Source organism: Pseudomonas sp. R3-18-08, assembly GCF_003852065.1.
Lineage (GTDB): Bacteria > Pseudomonadota > Gammaproteobacteria > Pseudomonadales > Pseudomonadaceae > Aquipseudomonas.
Map to the genome: position 1 here is coordinate 609,011 of NZ_CP027729.1, position 21,849 is coordinate 630,859.

Consider the following 21,849-nt stretch of genomic DNA (forward strand, 5'->3'; position numbering starts at 1 on the left):
GATCCAACCGGGCTGCGGGTTACGCCGGGTGCAAGTACAACAGAGAAGCTGTGCTAAAGTCAGCCTCCTTTTTCAAAACGCCGCGTGATATGACCGACTCCAGTCCGAGCGCAAGCCCTTCGAGCTTGAAAATATACTTCCGCCTGCTCAGTTACGTTAAGCCTTATATGGGCTTGTTCGCGTTGAGTATCCTTGGATTTCTGATTTTCGCGTCGACCCAACCGATGCTGGGTTACATCCTCAAATACTTCGTCGACGGCCTGTCCAACCCCGAAGCCGTGCTGTTTCCGACCGTGCCTTTCCTGCGCGACCTGCAGCTGCTGCAGGCGGTGCCGCTGCTGATCATTCTGATCGCGGCCTGGCAAGGCCTGGGCTCATTCCTGGGCAACTACCTGTTGGCCAAGGTCTCCCTGGGGCTGGTCCACGATTTGCGCGTGCAGTTGTTCAACAACCTGCTGACGCTGCCAAACCGTTACTTCGACAACCATAACTCCGGCCACCTGATTTCCCGCATCACCTTCAACGTGACCATGGTCACGGGGGCGGCAACCGATGCCATCAAGGTGGTGATCCGCGAAGGCATGACAGTGATCTTCCTGTTCGCCTCGCTGCTGTTCATGAACTGGCGCCTGACGCTGGTGATGATCGCCATCCTGCCGTTGATTGCGGTCATGGTCAGCACGGCCAGCAAGAAATTCCGCAAGCAGAGCAAGAAGATCCAGGTGGCCATGGGTGACGTCACCCACGTCGCCTCGGAAACCATCCAGGGCTACCGCGTGGTGCGCAGCTTCGGCGGCGAGGTCTACGAAGAAAAAAGATTCTTCAAGGCCAGCCAGAGCAACACCAACAAGCAATTGCGCATGACCCGCACCGGGGCGATCTACACGCCGGCGCTGCAACTGGTGATCTACTCCGCGATGGCGGTGCTGATGTTCCTGGTGCTGTACCTGCGAGGCGATGCGTCGGCCGGTGACATGGTGGCCTACATCACCTTGGCCGGTTTGTTGCCTAAACCGATCCGCCAACTGTCGGAGGTCAGCTCGACTATCCAGAAAGGCGTGGCCGGTGCCGAAAGCATTTTCGAACAGCTGGACGAAGAGGTGGAGGTCGACCACGGCACCCTCGAGCGTGAAAAAGTCAGCGGTCGCCTGGAAGTGCGCAACCTGAACTTCACCTACCCCGGCACCGAGCGCCATGTGCTCAAGGACATCAGCTTTACCGCCGAGCCTGGGCAGATGATCGCCCTGGTGGGGCGCTCGGGCAGTGGCAAGTCGACCCTGGCCAGCCTGATCCCGCGGTTCTATCACCATGAAAGCGGTGAAATCCTGCTCGATGGCATCGAGATCGAAGACTACAAGCTGCTCAACCTGCGCAAGCACATTGCCCAGGTGACCCAGCACGTGACCCTGTTCAGCGACACCGTGACCAACAATATCGCCTACGGTGACCTGGCCGGCGCGCCACGCGAAGACGTCGAGGCGGCGGCGGCGGATGCCAACGCCAGGGACTTCATCGACCAGTTGCCCAAGGGCTTCGATACCCAGGTCGGCGAGAACGGCGTGCTGTTGTCCGGCGGCCAACGCCAGCGCCTGGCGATCGCCCGTGCCCTGCTCAAGAATGCGCCTGTGTTGATTCTCGACGAGGCCACCTCGGCCCTCGACACCGAGTCCGAGCGGCATATCCAGGCCGCGCTGGACAAGGTCATGCAGGGCCGCACGACGCTGGTGATCGCACACCGCTTGTCCACCATCGAAAAGGCTGACCTGATCTTGGTGATGGACGACGGTCGGATCGTCGAGCGCGGCAGCCACGGCGAACTGTTGGCGCAGAACGGCTATTACGCCCGCCTGCATGCCATGGGCCTGGATGCGCCGGTACCCGCCGATATCACCTGATCCAACAGGTGCCACGACTCAGATGTGGGAGGGGGCTTGCCCCCGATAGCGCAGTGTCAGCTTGCACAAATGCCAGCTGACCCATCGCCATCGGGGGCAAGCCCCCTCCCACATTTGCCCTGCGCTGGATTCGGCGTCGCGCCAGTCGCAAGCCGGCGCAAACCCTGTGCTAATATCGCGCCCCTGTTCATTTTGTATGTGGGTTGCTCCATGAAGTTGTCCATGCCGCGATTCAATCAAGCCCCTGTCTTGGTGGTCGGCGATGTCATGCTCGACCGTTACTGGCATGGTGGTACCTCACGGATTTCCCCTGAGGCGCCGGTACCGGTCGTCAAGGTCGAGCAAATCGAAGACCGTCCAGGTGGCGCTGCCAACGTCGCCCTCAATATTGCCGCGCTCGGCGCCCCGGCCTCCCTGGTGGGTGTGACCGGTGACGACGAAGCGGCCGACAGCCTGGCCAACAGCCTGCGCGGAGCGGGCGTGCGCGCGTTGTTCCAGCGCATCGCTCATCAGCCGACCATCGTCAAGCTGCGGGTCATGAGCCGTCACCAGCAATTGCTGCGCATCGATTTTGAAGAACCCTTTGCCACCGACGCCCTGGCCCTCAATAGCCAGGTAGAGGAGTTGCTCGAAGGCATCAAGGTGCTGGTGTTGTCTGACTACGGCAAAGGCGCCTTGAAGAACCACCAGGTGCTGATCCAGGCCGCCAAGGCCCGCAACATTCCGGTGCTGGCCGATCCCAAGGGCAAGGACTTCTCGATTTATCGCGGCGCCAGCCTGATCACGCCAAACCTCAGCGAGTTCGAAGCCGTCGTCGGTGGTTGCGCCGATGAGCACGAGCTGGTGAGCAAGGGCGCGGCGCTGATGGCCGATCTTGAACTCGGCGCCCTGCTGGTGACCCGTGGCGAGCACGGCATGACCCTGCTGCGTCCAGGCCATCCGGCGATGCACCTGCCGGCGCGTGCGCGGGAAGTGTTCGACGTCACCGGCGCCGGTGACACGGTGATTTCCACCCTGGCCGCATCCATCGCCGCCGGTGAGGAGCTGCCCCACGCCGTGGCCCTGGCCAACCTGGCGGCGGGCATCGTGGTCGGCAAGCTGGGCACCGCTGCCATCAGCGCACCCGAGTTGCGTCGCGCCATCCAGCGCTCCGAAGGCTCGGAACGCGGGGTGCTGGGGCTCGAGCAATTGCTGTTGGCGATTGACGACGCTCGCGCCCACAACGAAAGCATTGTCTTCACCAACGGTTGCTTCGACATCCTGCACGCCGGCCATGTGACTTATCTTGAGCAAGCGAGCGCCCAGGGTGATCGCCTGATCGTCGCGGTCAACGATGACGCGTCCGTCAGCCGCTTGAAAGGCCCTGGCCGCCCGATCAATAGCGTCGACCGGCGCATGGCGGTACTGGCGGGTTTGGGTGCGGTGGACTGGGTGATCAGTTTTTCTGAAGGCACCCCGGAAAACCTGTTGGCCCAGGTCAAGCCAGACGTGCTGGTCAAGGGTGGTGACTATTCCGTCGACCAGGTGGTGGGTGCGGACATCGTCAGCGCCTACGGTGGCACGGTCAAAGTGTTGGGGCTGGTGGAAAACAGCTCGACCACCGCGATCGTCGAGAAAATCCGCAATAACGAATAAAGCCTGTGGCCGCTGGGCTCGCGCCTAGCGGCTGGTTTTCTTCGGCACGATCTTGCGCAGCATCTGCTGCGCCTTGCCGGTCAAGCGCTTAAGCTTCGACTCTTTTTCCGGTTCTGCCAGGCCTTGCTGGCGCAGCCAGTCCTTCCAGCGAATCCGCTCATCACGCACCAGCCAGCCCTCCTGCTGGGCGAAGCTTTCGGCCAGGTACAGACCACGCGTGCTCGCCGGGTACAACTGATCTTTCTTGACCGTGTAGAGCTCGGCCAGCGGCTCGCCGTCTTTGAGCGGCATCAAGTACAGATCCGGACGCTGTCGATCCAGGCGCGCCACCAGTTGGTCACCTTCCAGGCGCTCATCCACATGAAACAGGCTCAGCGACTTGGCCTCTTTCGGCACTTCCAGGCGCAGATCGTAAATCAGCTGCAGTGACGCCGTCGGCAGGTGCACATAGGCCCGTGGGCGCTCGATCAACTGGGTGGTCGCACAGCGCACCGGGCGCGCGGCGCCGGACAGCGGGCTCAGGCGAAACGGCAGGGCTTCACGGTAATGCAGCGCGGCTGAGTAGGGCGCCGGCAGCCACGTGTCGTTGAAGCGCCCGCCGAGCCAGCCTTCCGGGGTTTCCAGCAAGCACTCTTCGGCAATTTCCTGGATGGCGGTATGCAGCGGCAGGTTCAGTTCATGGGCCGGGACGTAGCCGGAGATCAGCTTGAGCACCACATCGCCGCGATCCTGGCGCCGCTGGCGCACCAGTACCCAGTAATCCTTGTTTTGCCAGTGCAGCGTCAGGCGCACCGAGACGCCGAGATTCGCCAGCTCCAGAGTGAAGCGTTCGGCGTCGGGCACCTCGACCGGCTTGCGCCGTTGCAGGGTCTGGGCGAAGTTGAGCGGCATGCCGACGCTCTGGTAGCTCAGGCCTTCGGGGGTGGCTTCTACGTGCAGCGGCAGTGTCTTGAAGTTGCTGGGGTTCTTTCTTATGAGCGTACGCGGCATGTCGGCTCCTTTTTGCGACGGGGTCGGCCGCGTGGGCGGCATCAGAGTTGACGGATGACTCGGGCAGCGGTTGCCACGTTATGGGCCAGGTGCAGCGGATTAATGGTCCCGACAATAGCACTGGCGACACCCGTTTGCGCAAACAACAACATGAAACTGGCCTGAATTGGATCCATTCCAGGCTCCAGGCACACGTGGCCGCTGGCCAGGGCTTTTTTCACCAGGATGCCCTTGCCATGGGCCGCCGCGTATTCAATGACGGCTTTTTCAGCTTGTTCGTTCAAATTGTAAGTGACCATTGCGCAATCACCCTGTTCCAGCGCCTTCACGCCGCCTTCAACGGTCTTGCCGGAGAAGCCGAAACCGCGAATCTTGCCCTCTTTTTTCAGCGCCGCCAGGGTCTGGTACACCTCGCAATCGTTGAGGACATGCAGGTCGTTACCGTCGGAGTGCACCAGCACCAGGTCGATAAAATCCGTTTCAAGTCTTTTCAGGCTGCGCTCGATTGACATCCGCGTATGGGCAGCGCTGAAATCGTGGCGGGAAACGCCCGCTTCGAATTCCTCACCGACCTTGCTGACGATCACCCAATCCTTGCGCTGGTCGCGCAGCAGAGGCCCGAGGCGCTCTTCGCTGCGGCCGTAGGCGGGCGCGGTGTCGATCAGGTTGATGCCCAGCTGGCGCGCCTGGCGTAGCAACATCCGCGCCTCGTCGTCATCTGGAATCTTGAAGCCGCTGGGGTATTTCACCCCTTGGTCGCGGCCCAGCTTGACGGTGCCCAGGCCCAGCGGCGACACCAGCAAGCCGGTGCTGCCCAGGGGGCGATGCAGGTCGTGCAGGGTTGGCAGGCTCATGGCAACAGTTGCTCCCAGGCGGGTTGGCCGATAGCCGGCTTTGGCAGCTCGGGCAGGGGGGCGCTGGCGCTTGGGCGGATGCCATCGCGTTCCAGGCGGGTGATGACTCGGTCGGCGAAGTCCGGTGCCAGGGCCAGCTTGGTCGGCCACCCCACCAACAGGCGACCCTGTTCGGCAACGAAGGCGTTGTCGGGACGGGTCAGGCCCGATTGCAGTGGCTCGGCGCGGTTGACGCGCAGGGTGGCCCACTGGGTCTGGCTCATGTCGATCCACGGCAACAACTGGGCAAGCTCTTTCTGGGCGGTAGCGATCTGCTCTTGCGGCGTGCGCGCCACGCCGTCGGCCTCGGCGATATCGCCACCGATGTACCACACCCAGCGACCGTCGGCGGCCGGGTGGGTGGTCACGGTCAGGCGCGGCTTGGTGCCGCCGCCCAGGCAGTGGGCATACAACGGCTTGAGGCCTGGGCCTTTGGCGATGATCATGTGCAGCGGGCGGGTCTGCATCGCCGGCTGGCTCAAGCCCAGGGCCGCCAGCAGATCCGCCGTGCCGGCGCCGGCGCTCAGTACGATGCGTTGGGCGCGGATGCCGCGGCCATCAACCTTCAAGCCGACCAGCGTGTCGCCGTCGAGCAGCGGTTCGATCTGCCGGCCTGCGAGCAAACCGTCACCAGCCAGGTGCGCCAGGCGTTCAATCAGGCTCGGCACGTCCACTACCAACTCCGCCAGGCGATAGACCTTGCCCTTGAAGCGGCGATCCTGCAGCGCCGGGGGCAGTTCGTCGCCCTTGACCTGATCGACGCGACCACGCACGGCCTTGCTGGCGAAAAAGCTGGTGAGATTACCGGCGAGGGTGCCGGGGGACCACAGGTAGTGGGCTTCAGAAAGCAGGCGCACGCCGGACAAGTCCAGTTCGCCGTTGCCGGCCAGGGCTTCACGCCAGCGGCGCGGCATGTCGGCAATGGCTTCGGAGGCGCCGGTGAGGGCGCCATGCAGGGCGTATTTCGCGCCGCCGTGGATGATCCCCTGGGACTTCACACTTTGCCCGCCACCCAGGGTCGCGCTTTCCACCAGCACCGTGGAAAACCCCTGGCGGCGCAGGCGCGCATTGAGCCAGAGGCCGGCAACCCCGGCGCCGACAATCAGAACGTCGGTGGAAATAACGGATGGCATCGGCGACCTCAATGTTCAAGACAAGAGGCGCAGTATACAGGCTGTTGAGTGGCGGTCAGTGACCGGCGGTTTTCGAGAACAGCTGAATCACCACCACGCCCAGCACAATCAGACCCATCCCCAGCATGGCCGGGATGTCCAGCTTCTGCCCGTAGATGAACAGCGCTGCAACGCTGACCATCACGATGCCCATCCCGGCCCAGACGGCATAAGCCACGCCCACCGGCACCGTGCGCACCACCAGCGTAAGCATCCAGAACGCCACGCCATAACCGACGATCACCAGCAACAGCGGGATGGGCGTGCTCCAGCCCTTGATGGCTTTCATGGAAACGGTCGCGATCACTTCCGAGCAGATGGCGATGGCCAGGTAACAGTAGGCGGCGTTCATGGTGCGTTCCTCAAGGTGAAGCTGGTTTGATATGGTCGGCATTCTAGAGGTTCAACAGATGGGGTAAAGTCATTACCTATCCGAATTCAAGATAGGTTCAGCCATGGGTTCAGACGTGAGTGTGCAGTGGGATCTGGAACAGATGCGCCTGTTTGTCAGCGTAGCCGAGCAGCGTTCGTTCTCTGCCGTGGCGCGCGGGCAACGCAAGGCGCAATCGGCCATCAGCAACGCTATTGCGATGCTGGAGGCGGACCTCGGCGTCAGCCTGTTCGAGCGTAGCAGCGGCCGCCAGCCGCGCCTGACCGAAGCCGGCAGTGTGCTGCTGGAGGAGGCGCGCGAAGTGCTGCGCCAGTGCGAGCGCCTGACGGGGCGAGCATTGTCGTTGACCCGTGGCGAGGAAGCGTGCCTGCGCCTGGCCCAGGACGAGGCGATGTTGTTCCAGCCGGTGCTCGACAGCTTGGAAGCGCTGGCCGTGCGCTATCCGTTGCTTGAAGTGCAGTTGTCCAGCGCCGCTCAGGGCGATGTGGCGCGCAAGCTGGTGGAACGCCAGGCCGACCTGGGCCTGCTGTTTTACCACGACCAGATCCCCGAAGCCCTCGAACGCCGGGTGGTGGGCAGTGTGGAAATGGTCACGGTGTGCGGAGTGAATCACCCTTTGGCTAGGGAAAAGTATGTGGATTGCCAACGACTGGCACAGTTTCGCCAGTTGCTGATGTCGACCCAAGCCAGCGTCTACCCCGGCAGTGAAGCCGCCAGCCCGTTGGTGTGGCGGGCCGACAGCTTCTACGTACTGGCCGAATGGCTGATGAGCGGCCTCGGCTGGGCCTGGTTGCCACGGCATATCGTGCAATACCCGACCTACCAGCAACAGATGGTTGAACTGGACAGCGAATGGACCCCGCCGGCGCTGGTGGTTGAACTGGTGTGGCGCCGCGATGAACACCTCGGGCCTGCCGCACGCTTTTTGGCGGAACGTTTTGCCGAGTGCCTGCAGGCGATCGACTGAAAAAGCCGATAAACTCCGCCGCCATGAATAGAACTCTCTATAGCTGTCTGTTTTACCTGGCGCTGCCGTTGGTGGCTTTACGTCTATGGTTGCGCGCGCGCAAGGCGCCGGCCTATGCCAAGCGCGTGGGCGAGCGGTTTTCCTATGGCTTGCCGGTGATGCAGCCCGGCGGCATCTGGGTGCATGCGGTGTCGGTGGGCGAAAGCATTGCCGCCGCGCCGATGATCCGCGCCCTGCTGGAGCGTTATCCGCAGTCGCCGATGACCGTCACCTGCATGACGCCCACCGGTTCCGAGCGCATCCAGGCGCTGTTCGCCAATGAACCGCGCATTCAACATTGTTATCTGCCGTACGACTTACCCTGCGCCGCCAATCGTTTCCTCGATCGGGTACAGCCTAGGCTGGCGGTGATAATGGAAACCGAGTTGTGGCCTAACCATATTCACGCCTGCGCCCAGCGCGGTATTCCGGTGGCCCTGGCCAATGCGCGGTTGTCGGCGCGCTCGGCCAAGGGCTACGCCCGGTTTGCCAGGCTGACCGCGCCGATGCTGGCGCAAATGAACTTGATTGCGGTGCAGACCGAGACCGAGGCCGAACGCTTTCGCAGCCTCGGCGCGCGTCCTGAAACCGTTGAAGTCACCGGCTCGATCAAGTTCGACCTGACCGTCGACCCTCAACTGCCGGCCCGCGCCGCCGCCCTGCGCGAACAATGGGGTGCCGGCGAGCGGCCGGTGTGGATCGCCGCCAGCACCCACGAAGGTGAAGACGAAGTCGTGCTTGCGGCCCATCGCCAATTGCTCGCCAGCTATCCCAACGCCTTGCTGATCCTGGTACCGCGTCATCAGGAACGCTTTGACCCGGCCTTTGAGCGTTGCTTGCAACAGGGCTTTGCCACGGTACGTCGTTCCGGTGGCGAGCCGGTCACCGCAAACACCTCAGTGTTGCTCGGCGACACCATGGGCGAGTTGCTGTTTCTCTACGCCTTGGCCGACAGCGCCTTTGTCGGCGGCAGCCTGGTCCCGACCGGTGGGCACAACCCGCTGGAGCCGGCCGCGCTGGGCAAGCCGGTGATCATGGGGCCGCACCTGTTCAACTTCCTGGAAATCACCGCGATGATGCGCGACGCCGGGGCGTTGCGTGAGGTGGATGATGCAGAAGGCTTGGCCGAGGCGGTGCGGCAGCTGTTCGAGTTGCCACAGGATGCGCGCAGGATGGCGCAGGCGGGATTGAAGGTGATGCAGGCCAACCAGGGCGCGCTTAAGCGCTTGCTGGATGGTTTGGATCGATTGATCACTCACTGACTCAACGCCGATCCAAAATGTGGGAGGGGGCTTGCTCCCGATGACGGAGTGTCAGTCAAAACTACTTGAACTGACCGACCGCTATCGGGAGCAAGCCCCTCCCACATTGGTTTTGCAGTGTTCTCAAGAACCCGGGCGGGCCTTCAGTTGCTCGGCGGCGGCTTTGGCCAGGTCCGGTGGCAGGAAGTCCTTGTCCGGGTTGTAGTCGGCCTTGAGGTAGCGCCTCAGGTCCTGCAGATCCCCTGGGTTCAACGTGCCCGCCGCCTGCTTCAAGCGCAGGTTGTCGAGGATGTAGTCGTAGCGGCTATTGTTGTAGTTGCGCACCGACGCGTAGAGCTGGCGCTGGGCGTCGAGCACGTCGACGATATTGCGCGTGCCCACCTGATAGCCGATTTCCGTGGCTTCCACCGCGCTCTGGTTGGAGATGATCGACTGGCGGCGCGCCTGTACCTGCTCCACGTCGGTATTCACCGCGCGGTGCAGGTTGCGGGTGTTTTCCACGACCTGGCGGCGCAGGCCTTCGCGTTGCTGCTCGGTCTGGCCCAGGCGCGAGTAGGACTCACGGACCTGAGAGCTGGTCAGCCCGCCGCTGTAGATCGGAATGTTCAGACGCAGGCCGATAGTGCGCTGTTCGACGTCACCGCGATAGGGCGTGCCGAACGCATTCGGGTTGCTGAAACCCAGGGCATCGTTATCGCCTTTTTCGTACTGCGCCACCGCGTCCAGGGTCGGCGCGTGGCCGGCCTTGCGCTGCTTGAGGGTTTCCTCGGCGGCGGTGACGGCGTAGTTGCTGGCCAGCAGGTTCAGGTTCTGGCGGCCGGCGGTTTCGACCCAGGCCTTGGCGTCGTTTGGCAGCGGTGGCAACACCGGCAGCGTATGGACAATGCCCTGGATCGAATTGTATTGGCGATTGGTCAGGGTGATCAGCGCCTCGAAGGCGTCTTCCACCTGGCGCTGGGCGAGGATACGGTTGGCCCGTGCCGTGTCATAGCTGGCCTGGGATTGCAGCACGTCGGTCTTGTCCGACAGGCCCACATCGAAGCGTTCATTGGATTGGTCCAACTGGCGCTTGAAGGCATTTTCTTCGGCCTTGGTCGAGGCCAGGTTGTCTTGGGCGCGCAGCACGGCGAAGTAGCTTTCGGCGCTCTGCAGGATCAGGTTCTGTTCGGTCGCCGAGAGCTGCAGCGCCGCTTGCTCGTTGGTGGCTTCGGCAGCTTGCAACTGGAACCAGCGGTCGGCACGGAACAGCGGCTGGCTCAGGGTTGCACGCCAGGAGTGCGCATCGCGATTGGCGGTGGCGGCCGGCGTGTCGATCTGGGTGCGTACGTTGTTGATATCAGCGCCGCCGGTCAGGTTCGGCAGCAACCCGGCGCGAGCCTGGGGCACTACTTCTTTCTGCGCGCCGTACTGGGCGCGTGCGGCGGCCAGATCAGCGTTGTTGTCCACCGCTTCCTGATAGACGCTGACCAGGTCGGTCCTGGCAGACAAGGGCGCTTCAGCTGCCCAGACCATTGTGTGGGTCGCACAAGACACGGCAACTGCCAGTGAAAGTTTGCGCAGCATGAGTCGATCCCTGAGTAAATATTACGATGATAATTTGTTGGCCAAGGCTACGGTGACCCAACTGGAGCGTCAAGCCTTGAGGCAGCTCCCGAGTGTAGTGGCCGGACCGCGGCACAACAATCCTGCAATCACGCCATTTATCATGCCCAATGCGGCGCCATTGGCAATTTGCCCACGCCATGGTCTAGACTGGCCGCGTTCTTGTCGGGGTGCCTTGTTGGAAGGCTGAGATCGGTAAATACCGGATCCCGTTGAACCTGATCAGGTTAGCGCCTGCGTAGGGAACAAGATTTCTCGTCCCCCGGCGAGTCCTCTTGTGCTTCGTCCGGGAAGTTGTTCGACAATCGAACAGCCCTCGTGCGCCAAGCACAGCACTGGTTCCAGTGCCTCCGTCCGTCACAGGTTCGCTCCGACAAACATCCACCGCCTGGAGAGTTGGAGAGCCCGTGATGAGCACAGAAATAAAAAGTACAAAACTGAAAAACACCGTGCACTTGAGTGAATCGGCCAAGGTCGACTCCGGCTCCGTGCAGCCGTTTACCCGCTCGCAGAAAATCTACGTACAAGGCACTCGCCCGGACATTCGTGTGCCGATGCGCGAGGTCAGCCTGGATGTGACGCCCACCGATTTCGGCGGCGAAATCAACGCGCCCGTGGTGGTCTACGACACCTCCGGTCCGTACACCGACCCTAACGTGATCATCGACGTGCGCAAAGGCTTGGGCGATGTGCGCTCGCCCTGGATCGAATCTCGCGGCGACACCGAGCGCCTGTCGGGCCTGAGTTCGCACTTCGGTCAACAGCGCCTGAGCGATGCCGAGTTGACCGCCCTGCGTTTCGCCCATGTAAAGAACCCGCGCCGCGCCAAGGCCGGGGCTAACGTCACGCAGATGCACTACGCGCGCAAGGGCATCATCACCGCCGAGATGGAATACGTTGCCATCCGCGAAAACATGAAGCTTGAAGAAGCCCGCGCCAGTGGCTTGCTTGACCAGCAGCACGCCGGCCACAGCTTCGGCGCCAGCGTACCGAAGATCATCACCCCTGAATTTGTGCGTGAAGAAATCGCCCGTGGCCGCGCGATCATCCCGGCCAACATCAACCACACCGAATTGGAACCGATGATCATCGGCCGTAACTTCCTGGTGAAGATCAACGGCAACATCGGCAACAGCGCGCTGGGCTCGTCCATTGAAGAAGAAGTTGCGAAACTGACCTGGGGTATTCGCTGGGGTTCGGACACGGTGATGGACCTGTCCACCGGCAAGCACATCCACGAAACCCGCGAGTGGATCATCCGCAACTCGCCGGTGCCGATCGGTACTGTGCCGATCTACCAGGCCCTGGAAAAAGTCGGCGGCGCCGCCGAAGACCTGACCTGGGAGCTGTTCCGTGACACCTTGATCGAACAGGCCGAGCAGGGCGTCGACTACTTCACCATCCACGCCGGGGTGTTGTTGCGCTATGTGCCGCTGACCGCCAAGCGCGTCACCGGCATTGTGTCCCGTGGTGGCTCGATCATGGCCAAGTGGTGCCTGGCCCACCACAAAGAGAACTTCACCTACACGCATTTCGATGAGATCTGCGAAATCATGAAGGCCTATGACGTCAGCTTCTCCCTCGGCGATGGTCTGCGCCCTGGCTCGATTGCCGACGCCAACGACGCCGCGCAATTCGGTGAACTCGAAACCCTTGGCGAGCTGACCAAGATCGCCTGGAAGCACGACGTGCAAACCATGATCGAAGGCCCGGGCCACGTGCCGATGCAGTTGATCAAGGAAAACATGGACAAGCAGCTGGAGTGCTGCGACGAAGCGCCGTTCTACACCCTCGGGCCGCTGACCACCGATATTGCGCCAGGCTATGACCACATCACCTCCGGTATCGGCGCGGCGATGATCGGCTGGTTCGGCTGCGCCATGCTCTGCTACGTCACGCCCAAGGAGCACCTGGGCTTGCCGAACAAGGATGACGTGAAGACCGGCATCATCACCTACAAGATCGCGGCGCATGCTGCCGACCTTGCCAAGGGCCATCCGGGTGCGCAGATACGCGACAACGCGCTGAGCAAGGCACGCTTCGAGTTCCGCTGGGAAGACCAGTTCAACCTCGGCCTGGACCCGGACACCGCGCGTTCCTATCACGACGAAACCCTGCCGAAGGATTCGGCCAAGGTCGCGCATTTCTGCTCGATGTGCGGGCCGAAATTCTGCTCGATGAAAATTACCCAGGAAGTGCGTGAGTACGCGGCTAACCAGCGCATTGAAGCGGTGGATGTGGACGTGGCCAAGGGCCTGGCAGAGCAGGCGGAGCGGTTCAAGCAGGAAGGCAGTCAGCTGTACAAAAAAGTCTGAAACCCATGATCGTTCCCTCGCTCCGCGTGGGAATGCATCCCGTGACGCTCCGCGTCACAAAGGCGGACGCAGAGCGTCCAAAGCGGCATTCCCACGCAGAGCGTGGGAACGATCAGCCCCTCAGAGATACCCCCCCATGAACATTCAACCGAGTACCTACTCCCCCGACATCGCGGTGCCCACCGACAAGCGCGTCTTCGGCGCCCGCGACCTGTTCTCCCTGTGGTTCTCCCTCGGCATCGGCCTGATGGTCCTGCAAACCGGCGCGCTGTTGGCGCCGGGCCTGGGTTTGTCCGGCTCATTGTTGGCCATCTTCCTTGGCACCCTGGTGGGCGTGCTGTTGCTGGCATCCGTCGGTGTGATCGGCAGCGACACCGGCTTGTCCGCCATGGCCGCACTCAAGCTCAGCCTCGGTGCCAAGGGCGCCAGCCTGCCGGCGCTGTTGAACCTGTTGCAATTGATTGGCTGGGGCTCGTTCGAAATCATCGTGATGCGCGATGCCGCCAGTCTGCTGGGCACAAGAGCGTTCAGCGAAGGCAGCCTGCTGGCGAGCCCCTTGCTGTGGACGCTGTTCTTCGGCGGCCTTGCCACCTTGCTGGCGGTGAGCGGCCCGCTGACCTTCGTGCGGCAGATCCTGCGCAAATGGGGTATCTGGCTGCTGCTTGCGGCCTGCCTGTGGCTGACCTGGAACCTGTTCACCAAGGCCGACCTCGCTGCCCTGTGGGCCCAGGCCGGTGATGGCTCGATGCCGTTTGCGGTGGGCTTCGACATTGCCATCGCCATGCCGCTGTCCTGGCTGCCGTTGATTGCCGACTACTCACGCTTCGGCAAGCGCGCCAAAAGCGTGTTCGGCGGCACGGCGCTGGGGTTCTTTGTGGGTAACTTCTGGCTGATGAGCCTGGGGGTGGCCTACACCCTGGCATTTGCGCCAAGCGGTGAAGTCAATGCATTGCTGCTGGCCCTGGCCGGCGCCGGCCTGGGTATTCCGCTGTTGCTGATCCTGCTGGACGAGTCGGAAAACGCGTTTGCCGATATTCACTCGGCGGCGGTGTCGAGCGGGATTCTACTGCGCTTGAAGGTCGAGCACTTGGCGTTGGCTATCGGTGTGCTTTGCACCCTGATTGCCTGCTTTGCACCCTTGGCGCAATACCAGAACTTCCTGTTGCTGATCGGTTCAGTATTTGCACCACTGTTCGGCGTGGTACTGGTGGATCACTTCATCCTGCGCCATCGGCGTCAGGGCGCAGTGACCCAGCTGCACTGGCCGGCGCTGGTGGCCTGGCTGGGCGGCATCGCTACCTATCATCTGCTGGCCAACCTCTATCCGGATATCGGCGCAACCCTTCCGGCATTGCTGCTGGCGGGGCTGCTGCAGTTCATCCTGGGGCGGGCGGTCAGTGGCGCGCGGGCATCAGCTCAGGCTTGATCACACCGGTAAGGCGCGCATAGGGGATGGTGATTTCGATCAACCCCTGTGCATAAGGGGCGATGGTGCTCACGTTGTACTTGAGTACCACGCCGCCACTGGTCAAGGCCACGTTCGGGGTTTTCTGGAACGGCCAGTTCTTCACGAACTCCGGATCGCGGTCCATCTTGGTGTTGATCAACCAGCTGTTATGGGCAACTTTTGCCGTATTCCAGAAGGCCTGCTCCTGGCCGGGCAACAGCATGTCGGCCAGGCCCAGCTCTTTATGCAGCACACGTGAATAGTTGATGAACCCGCGGCCAGGCTCACCGTGGGCCACGCCGGTGTCCAGGTAGCTGGACACTTCGACGATCACCAGAGCGTCATGCTGCTCGCGTACCTTGGCCTGCAAATACATGCTGTGGCGGTCGGGGGATTCGCGCAGGAACTTGTCCCGGTAGGCATTCAGGGTTGCCGGAACGCTGGCGCCGGGGCTGGTGCGGGTCATTTGCAGCAAGCGCTGCTCCACCAGGCTGTCGAGTTGCGGGTCGGCGGGGAAATGCACGGTATCGATGTTCACCAGCGGGCAGTCAGGGCTGCCGCAGCCGGGTTTGGTTTGCTCCGACTTGTCGGTGGTAACGTCCAGCGGCTTGAGCTGGCTGGGTTGGAACAGGCTCTGGCAGGCACCCAGGGTCAAGGCAATACAAGCCACGGAGGCGATTTTTAAAAGCGACATGTGTGTCCTTCGTAAATCGATGGAAAGCGAAAAGAGTAGCGCTTGGACTGCCAACAAGGCCGCCAGTTCGCCACTAGACTGATTAGAGTGAGTTTGACGCCCGCCGTCTATCCCGGCAACCGGAAAGGGGCTGCGCCAACCTGCATGGGCGCGTTAGGATGGCGCCCATTGCACGGCTTATGACGAGGAAGGATATGACGGATTTTACGAAGTCGACGCCGAATAAAATCGAGATTGTTCAGCGCGACTCTGCCTACAAGGGCTTCTACCAGCTCGATCGCGTGCAGTTGCGCCACGAGAAGTTTGACGGCGGCATGAGCCGCGTGATCAATCGTGAAGTCTTCGTGCGCCATGATGCGGTGTGCGTGCTGCCCTACGACCCGCAGCGCGATGAAGTGGTGCTGATCGAGCAGTTCCGCGTGGGCGCCATGGGCCGCACCGACAACCCCTGGCTGGTGGAAATGGTCGCCGGACTGATCGACAAGGACGAGCAGCCGGAGGAGGTTGCACACCGCGAAGCCGAGGAGGAAGCTGGGCTGACGTTCTCCGCGCTGTGGCCGATCACCAAGTATTTCCCCTCGCCTGGCGGCAGCACCGAATTTGTCCACTTGTACCTGGGCCGTTGCGACAGCTCCCAGGCCGGTGGTATCCATGGATTGGAAGAAGAGGCAGAAGACATCCGCGTCACCACCTGGGCATTCGAAGATGCCTTGCAGGCGGTACGCGACGGTAAGATTTCCAACGCAGCCAGCATTATCGCCCTGCAATGGCTTGCGCTTAATCGCGCGGAAGTGAGGGGGTTATGGCAGTAAAGGCACGGGAACGTTATCGGGTCGACCTGATCGGGCTGCAAGCCGCGTGCGAGGCCAACTACGCGCGGCTGATGCGCCTGCTCCCCGACATGCGCCACGCGCCCGAGGCGCGGCGCATTGCCGTGACCCACGGCGACCAGATGCTCGGCGTGCTGGCCCTGGAAGTCATCGTCAATTGCCCGTACACCACCACCCTGCGCGTGCGCCAGGAACACAGCCTGCCGTGGCTGCCGGTGCCGCAGCTGGAAGTGCAGGTGTACCACGATGCGCGCATGGCCGAAGTGATCAGCGCCGAACATGCACGGCGCTTTCGCAGCATCTATCCTTACCCGAATGTGTTCATGCACCAGCCCGACGAGAAAGCCCAGCTCAATGTGTTCCTTGGCGAATGGTTGAGCCATTGTCTGGCCTTGGGCCATGAGTTCGAAGTCGTGCGATAGATGTGAACGGTGTCCGTTTGTCCAGGTTTCCTCTTTGTGTCCTGCCCCAGCATAATTGCCCCAATTATCTATTCCTGTGATTGCTAGGGAGAGCGCCTTGCCGAGCGTATCCGCCGTGAACCCTGACGCTGTGCTGCTGGTGCAGCTGACCGACAGCCATCTGTTTGCCGAGGCCGACAGTACGCTGCTGGGTATGAATACCCGCGAGAGCCTGCAGGGGGTGATCGAATTGGTCCGCGAACAGCAGGCGCACATCGATCTGGTGCTGGCCACCGGGGATCTGTCCCAAGACGGCACGCTGGCGTCATACCAGCAATTTCGCGATATGACTGCGCCGATAGGTGCTCCCGCGCGCTGGATTCCCGGCAACCACGATGAGCCGCAAGTCATGGCCCAGGCTGCCGTGCACAGCGACCTGCTGGAGCCGGTGGTCGATGTCGGCAATTGGCGCATCATCCTGCTGGACTCCGCCGTACCCGGCTCCGTGCCCGGCTACCTGCAAGACCAGCAACTGCAATTACTCGCCCAGGCCTTGAGCGAAGCGCCGAACCGGCATCATCTGGTGTGCTTCCATCATCACCCGGTGTCGATCGACTGTGCCTGGATGGAGCCTATCGGCCTGCGCAACCCCGATGCGTTGTTTGCCGTGCTCGACCGCTTCCCGCAGGTCAAGGCGGTGCTCTGGGGCCATGTGCACCAAGAAATCGACCGCGAGCGCAACGGTGTACGCCTGCTGGCTTCGCCGTCCACGTGCATCCAGTTCGCACCCGGCAGTGAGCACTTCAAGGTCAGCGAGCAAGCGCCGGGCTATCGCTGGCTGCGCCTGCATGCCGACGGGCGGTTGGATACCGGCGTAGAAAGGCTCGAAGGCTTCGCGTTCCAGGTGGACTACGGCAGCAACGGCTATTGACCACCGACGGCGCGGCTATAGGTCCAGCTCCTTCGCCAATCTGACCACGGTAACGCCTTGCCCCAAGTGTCGCAGCGAGGGTTGGATCAGCACGCAGTTGTCATACGGCGTGAGGATTTCGCGTTCGGCGTCTCGGGCGATCACTGTTCCCGCGTGAGCGATCCGTTCCAGGCCACGGAAGTCAGCGGTAAAACTGAAGTCCATGCTGTTCGCGATCACCGGATCGGTGACCTGCAAACAGTGCTGGGCAACGGGCTGTTCCCGGCTTAGAAACCTCGAAACGTCGGCCCCGGCGACGGTTTCAGTCGCCACCAGGAAACGAGCGGCTATATCGAGGGCGACGTGTTCGCTCTTTTTTGAAAAGTGCTGACCTGTTTCGATCAGCAGCGCGTTTTTGGTGCTTTTGGCGTCACCAAACCCGCCGTAGTCACGCATGCGTCGACCATTGGCGTGGCCGGCGTCGGCGACGACGGTGGCCGGTACACCCAACGATTTTGCAAATGCCAGGCCTTTGGCGCACGCCCCGCACATCATCAGGGGTGGAGACTCTTCGTGCATGGAATGGATATCGAGCAGCAAATCGACGTCGTCGATCAGCGGTCGCAGCTCACGGGCGCGGCGCAACTCGACAGACTTTCGCTTGCCGTCCAGTGCGGATGGCAGCCAGACACGGTTCATGTCCTCGTCAATGAAGCGGGACGCGTCGATGTTTTGCGGGTCGAAGCGTTGATAGGCCTCAACGTTGCCGAACGCCAGTGACAAGCGGCCCTTGCGCGGGCGGATACCGCTGCGTAACAGGGTGTCTACCGCGATGGCTCCGCTGACTTCATTCCCATGGGTCAATGCCATGATCAAAACATGCGGCCCCGGTTCGCCGCTGTCGAAGCTGTAGACGTAGTCGATCCCGCCATTACCGTTTTTCCATGGGCTGAGGTCGGGGAAGTTAACCTCAACCGGATATGGCTTCAGGGATGCACGCACTTGCTCTAAGGTTTTCATTTCCGTCTCCGATAGGCCAACGTTTAGACGTGTCGCCAGATAGGGCGCGACAATCATGGGAAGCTGGCTTTTATAAGGGCCCGGCTCAACTGGCCGAAGGTTGCGTACCGCGCATGCGCCGGCCGAGGCAGACGATCGACACGACACTGATCAAGATGGTCCCCATCACGTAAAAGCTCGGTGCGAGCTTGCTGCCGCTGGCTTCGATCAACCCGGTCACGATCAATGGCGCAAAACCACCAAACAGGGTGACGGAAAAGTTGTAGCTCAGCGCCAGGCCCGTGCCGCGAATGCTGGTCGGGAAAATGTCGGAGAGCATCGCTGGAATCGGCCCCAGGCAGGCTGCGATCAACAAGCCAACAAGGGCTTGCACGATCAGCAGTGTGGTGAAGGTGGGGAAGGTGTTGAGCAGCACGAACATCGGGTAAGACGAAAACCCGGTAATCAACAGCGCGATGGTCAGTACCCGGTATCGTCCGTAGCGGTCGGAAAGCCCGCCAAATACCGGCGCCATCAGCATTAACGTAACGCCCGTCATCAGCGCCCCGAGGTAAGAAGACGTGGCGGCGATGTTCAGTTGCTTGAACGCGTAGATCGGCATGTACAACTTATGGACATAATTGAATGCAGTCGCACCGGCCACTACACCGATAGCCAGCAGCAGGCTGACATGCCCCTTGATCAAGACATCTCGCAGCGGGGTTTTGGCCGTGCTGCTGATCAGCGTTTTCTTGAAGTCCGGGGTTTCATCGATTTGTGTACGAATGTAATAGCCCACCGGCCCGATCAGCAGGCCGAAACCGAACGCGACGCGCCAGCCCCATTCGTTCAACTGCACATCCGACAGTACATAACTGAGGATCGCGCTGACCCCCGCTGCCAGGACGGTTGCCAGCCCTTGGGTGGACAGTTGCCAGCTGGCAAAGAAGCCACGGCGCTTGGCGTCTGCGTGTTCGACCATAAACGCCGTCGCGGCGCCGAACTCACCGCCTGTGGAGAACCCCTGAAGCATGCGCGCAACGATGATCAACAGCGGCGCGGCCAAGCCAATCTGTTCATAGGTGGGTGCGAAAGTGATTATTGCGGTGCCGAGCAACATGATCATGATCGACAGTGTCAGCGAGGCTTTTCGCCCGGCTTTGTCGGTGTAGGAACCCAGCACAATGGCGCCCAGCGGACGCATCAGAAAGGAAATGCCGAATGAGCCCACGGCCAGCAACAGTGAGGTGGTTTCGTTATCGGAGGGGAAAAACTGTTTGCCGATGACGACTGCAAAATAGCCGTAGATCAACAAATCATAGAACTCCAGCGCATTGCCGAAACTGGCAGCGATGATTTCCTTCCATGGGCCTCGTCGGGCTGGGGTCGTTGCCGAGGGTAAGACGGGTGATTGAGCGGTCATGGGTGTGCCCCGGGTGTATTTCACGTTTGGCATTCGGATTCGCCCAAGCTGCTACGCGGCCTGGCGAGATCGAAAGCGTTAATTGTTATGGGTGAAAGCCCGGATGAAAGTGAATCAATAGCGGTGTAGCGGCAATTGCTGATTCGGCACAGGTTTGAGCTGTTTTGGCACGGGCCAGGCCAGCCGCGGCTGGTAGCGGTGGTGGAGCGGAAAAACGGGCGATTATGAGGCGGGCGGCAGCGTTTCAAGCGCTGCCAACGCTTCCCATATCTTCATCACCATCTCGCTCTGGTTATCGCGTAACCGATGCAGCGAGACGTCAAAGCCGACGCAAAACTCGGCGCCGCCTGCAATCAGCAGTTCGCCCGACGCCAGCGCATCGTTGACGACCATCTGCGGTAACCACGCAAGGCCCTTGCCACGCTTGGCCATTTCCAGAATCGCATCATAGGAATCGGCCTGGTAAACCATCCGCAACGCCAGGCGCTGTGGCAGTCGCTCCAGGTGCTGCGCCAGCACGCCGCGCAGCGCAAGGGAAGGTGAAAAGGCCAGCCAGGGAATGGAGAGGGCGTTACTGCTTGCGGCTATCTGCTGGCGCGGTTGGCCCTGAGCGTCCGGCGCACTGACCGGTAGCAATTGTTCCTTTGCCAGCACTCGAGAGTCAAAACGCTGCGGGTCGATCAATGACTGGGTCAGCGGGCTGGAAAAGCTCAGCAGCAGATCGACTTCGCCAGCCGACAGCCGGCTGATGGCCTCTTGCGCACCGCTGGTGAGCAGTGACACCGCAAAACTGCCCAATTGCGGGTGCAGCGACTCATACCAGTCGGGGAAGAAGTCACAGGCCAGGGTTCGCCCGGTGGCGATACGCACGGGTTCATCGCGGCTCAGGGGGCCACCTTTGAATTGCGCTCTGACGGCGGTCAGCAGTTCCAGCGATTGGGTTGCAGCATCCAGAAACAGCGCGCCGCAAGGGGTCAATGACACCGGTTGTGTACGTTCGATCAATGGCGTGCCGACCCATTCTTCCAGCGCCCGGATACGGCGCCCGAACGCGGGGTGCGTGACGCACCGATTTTCCGCCGCGCGCGACAGGCTGCGGGTGCGGGTCAGTTCAATAAAGTCCTCAAGCCATTCCAGTTGCATGCTGTTTTCCCGCTCGGCGACCTATTTAACGCGCCGCCAGTACCGGCGAATTCCACAAGCAATGAAGAAAGGGTGCGCTGATCAAAAAATGAGCAGTTTGCAGCCGATCAGGTGCTTAAGGGTCGTGGAACGGATAGTAACGCCAGCGGCGATGGGCTGCACCCACGACCCCGCTGTTACCTGTAAACTGCGCCTCTTTGGCGCAAGCATGGAGAGCCCGGCATGTCCGCAATCTTGTATATCCACGGTTTCAACAGCGCACCGGCGTCCAACAAGGCCAGCCAGTTGATGACCGTGATGGACAGCCTGGGCCTGGCCGACCAGTTGCGTGTACCGGCCCTGCATCACCACCCGCGTCAGGCGATTCCTCAATTGGAGGAAGCCATCGCGCAACTGGGTCGGCCACTGCTGGTGGGAAGCTCACTCGGCGGCTACTATGCAACCCATCTTGCCGAACGCCATGGCCTCAAGGCTTTGCTGGTCAACCCGGCGGTCAGCCCCCATCGGATGTTTGACGGTTACCTGGGCACCCAGAAGAACCTCTACACCGATGAAACCTGGGAGCTGACCCACGACCACGTCACGGCATTGGCCGAGCTGGAAGTGCCGGCTCCTCAAGATGCCGCGCGTTATCAGGTGTGGTTGCAGACCGGGGATGAAACCCTGGATTATCGCCTGGCCCAGCAGTATTACCGGGCCTGTGCCTTGCGCATCCAGGCCGGTGGCGACCATGGTTATCAAGGGTTCGCCCAGCAATTGCCGGCACTGTTGAGCTTTGCCGGCATTGGCGCAGATCAGTATCAGTCCTTCGATTTTTCGTCACTGTAAAAATCGCGGGTCA

General features: G+C 61.6%; 19 protein-coding genes and 1 riboswitch. Of the genes, 10 read left to right on the plus strand and 9 right to left on the minus strand.

Going from position 1 to position 21,849, the window contains the following annotated elements; all coding sequences use genetic code 11:
• The first annotated feature begins 89 nt into the window (after positions 1–89).
• A complete protein-coding gene (gene msbA, locus C4J92_RS02675; RefSeq protein WP_124402868.1) occupies positions 90–1,895 on the plus strand; it encodes a lipid A export permease/ATP-binding protein MsbA in 1,806 nt (601 codons plus the stop codon).
• Between the two features lie 210 nt (positions 1,896–2,105).
• Positions 2,106–3,530, plus strand: a complete 1,425-nt coding sequence (hldE, locus tag C4J92_RS02680) for a bifunctional D-glycero-beta-D-manno-heptose-7-phosphate kinase/D-glycero-beta-D-manno-heptose 1-phosphate adenylyltransferase HldE (protein ID WP_124369361.1) — start codon at positions 2,106–2,108, stop codon at positions 3,528–3,530.
• Positions 3,531–3,554: 24 nt separating this feature from the next.
• On the opposite strand, the gene C4J92_RS02685 is transcribed toward hldE, so the two are convergent.
• The 4 genes from C4J92_RS02685 to C4J92_RS02700 are packed head-to-tail and all read right to left on the minus strand — an operon-like array spanning position 3,555 to position 6,937.
• Positions 3,555–4,520, minus strand: a complete 966-nt coding sequence (locus tag C4J92_RS02685; protein WP_124365597.1) for a metal ABC transporter ATPase — start codon at positions 4,518–4,520, stop codon at positions 3,555–3,557.
• Between the two features lie 41 nt (positions 4,521–4,561).
• Complete coding sequence (locus C4J92_RS02690) at positions 4,562–5,374, minus strand: aldo/keto reductase (protein ID WP_124402869.1); 813 nt, start codon at positions 5,372–5,374, stop codon at positions 4,562–4,564.
• Positions 5,371–6,546, minus strand: coding sequence for an FAD-binding oxidoreductase (locus C4J92_RS02695; RefSeq protein WP_124402870.1), 1,176 nt, complete (start codon positions 6,544–6,546; stop codon positions 5,371–5,373). The genes C4J92_RS02690 and C4J92_RS02695 overlap by 4 nt, the downstream gene beginning before the upstream one ends.
• 55 nt (positions 6,547–6,601) lie before the next feature.
• On the minus strand, positions 6,602–6,937 hold the full coding sequence (locus C4J92_RS02700; protein WP_124369364.1) for a multidrug efflux SMR transporter: 336 nt from the start codon (positions 6,935–6,937) through the stop codon (positions 6,602–6,604).
• A 115-nt stretch (positions 6,938–7,052) separates the two neighbouring features.
• On the opposite strand from C4J92_RS02700, the gene C4J92_RS02705 reads away from it, so the two are divergent.
• Complete coding sequence (locus C4J92_RS02705; RefSeq protein ID WP_124405759.1) at positions 7,053–7,943, plus strand: LysR family transcriptional regulator; 891 nt, start codon at positions 7,053–7,055, stop codon at positions 7,941–7,943.
• A 23-nt stretch (positions 7,944–7,966) separates the two neighbouring features.
• Positions 7,967–9,244 carry a lipid IV(A) 3-deoxy-D-manno-octulosonic acid transferase gene (gene waaA / locus C4J92_RS02710; protein WP_124402871.1) on the plus strand — a complete coding sequence of 426 codons (1,278 nt, stop codon included), beginning with the start codon at positions 7,967–7,969 and terminating at the stop codon, positions 9,242–9,244.
• Positions 9,245–9,367: 123 nt separating this feature from the next.
• Here the strand turns inward: waaA and C4J92_RS02715 are convergent, their stop codons facing one another.
• Positions 9,368–10,807 carry a TolC family outer membrane protein gene (locus C4J92_RS02715; RefSeq protein ID WP_124402872.1) on the minus strand — a complete coding sequence of 480 codons (1,440 nt, stop codon included), beginning with the start codon at positions 10,805–10,807 and terminating at the stop codon, positions 9,368–9,370.
• 195 nt (positions 10,808–11,002) lie between these two features.
• A riboswitch (TPP riboswitch) is annotated at positions 11,003–11,108 on the plus strand.
• 148 nt (positions 11,109–11,256) lie between these two features.
• Between C4J92_RS02715 and thiC the strand changes: the two genes are divergently transcribed.
• Both thiC and cytX read left to right on the plus strand, forming a co-directional pair.
• Positions 11,257–13,161 carry a phosphomethylpyrimidine synthase ThiC gene (gene thiC, locus C4J92_RS02720; protein ID WP_124402873.1) on the plus strand — a complete coding sequence of 635 codons (1,905 nt, stop codon included), beginning with the start codon at positions 11,257–11,259 and terminating at the stop codon, positions 13,159–13,161.
• 136 nt (positions 13,162–13,297) lie between these two features.
• The gene (cytX, locus tag C4J92_RS02725) at positions 13,298–14,587 is read left to right on the plus strand and encodes a putative hydroxymethylpyrimidine transporter CytX (RefSeq protein WP_124402874.1); all 1,290 of its coding nucleotides are present in this window, start codon (positions 13,298–13,300) and stop codon (positions 14,585–14,587) included.
• Here cytX and C4J92_RS02730 read toward each other — a convergent pair.
• Positions 14,556–15,302 carry an RsiV family protein gene (locus tag C4J92_RS02730; protein WP_124360996.1) on the minus strand — a complete coding sequence of 249 codons (747 nt, stop codon included), beginning with the start codon at positions 15,300–15,302 and terminating at the stop codon, positions 14,556–14,558. The two genes, cytX and C4J92_RS02730, sit on opposite strands and share 32 nt — an antisense overlap.
• 194 nt (positions 15,303–15,496) lie before the next feature.
• Between C4J92_RS02730 and C4J92_RS02735 the strand changes: the two genes are divergently transcribed.
• From C4J92_RS02735 to cpdA, 3 genes are all read left to right on the plus strand, one after another.
• Positions 15,497–16,114 (plus strand): NUDIX domain-containing protein, encoded by a 618-nt coding sequence (locus tag C4J92_RS02735; protein ID WP_124360997.1) that lies wholly within the window; start codon positions 15,497–15,499, stop codon positions 16,112–16,114.
• On the plus strand, positions 16,105–16,554 hold the full coding sequence (locus C4J92_RS02740; protein WP_124360998.1) for a DUF1249 domain-containing protein: 450 nt from the start codon (positions 16,105–16,107) through the stop codon (positions 16,552–16,554). Before C4J92_RS02735 ends, C4J92_RS02740 begins: the two co-directional genes overlap by 10 nt.
• Before the next feature lie 97 nt (positions 16,555–16,651).
• Complete coding sequence (cpdA, locus tag C4J92_RS02745; RefSeq protein ID WP_124402875.1) at positions 16,652–17,464, plus strand: 3',5'-cyclic-AMP phosphodiesterase; 813 nt, start codon at positions 16,652–16,654, stop codon at positions 17,462–17,464.
• A 15-nt stretch (positions 17,465–17,479) separates the two neighbouring features.
• Here cpdA and C4J92_RS02750 read toward each other — a convergent pair whose 3' ends face one another.
• From C4J92_RS02750 to C4J92_RS02760, 3 genes are all read right to left on the minus strand, one after another.
• Positions 17,480–18,463, minus strand: a complete 984-nt coding sequence (locus C4J92_RS02750; RefSeq protein WP_124402876.1) for a succinylglutamate desuccinylase/aspartoacylase family protein — start codon at positions 18,461–18,463, stop codon at positions 17,480–17,482.
• Between the two features lie 85 nt (positions 18,464–18,548).
• Entirely contained in the window at positions 18,549–19,865 is a 1,317-nt protein-coding gene (locus tag C4J92_RS02755) for an MFS transporter (protein WP_124402877.1), read from the minus strand.
• Between the two features lie 222 nt (positions 19,866–20,087).
• Entirely contained in the window at positions 20,088–21,008 is a 921-nt protein-coding gene (locus C4J92_RS02760) for a LysR family transcriptional regulator (protein ID WP_124402878.1), read from the minus strand.
• Positions 21,009–21,230: 222 nt separating this feature from the next.
• Here C4J92_RS02760 and C4J92_RS02765 point away from each other — a divergent pair, with 222 nt between their 5' ends.
• Positions 21,231–21,836: a YqiA/YcfP family alpha/beta fold hydrolase gene (locus tag C4J92_RS02765; RefSeq protein ID WP_124402879.1), complete on the plus strand. Its 606-nt coding sequence runs from the start codon at positions 21,231–21,233 to the stop codon at positions 21,834–21,836.
• Positions 21,837–21,849: the final 13 nt, after the last annotated feature.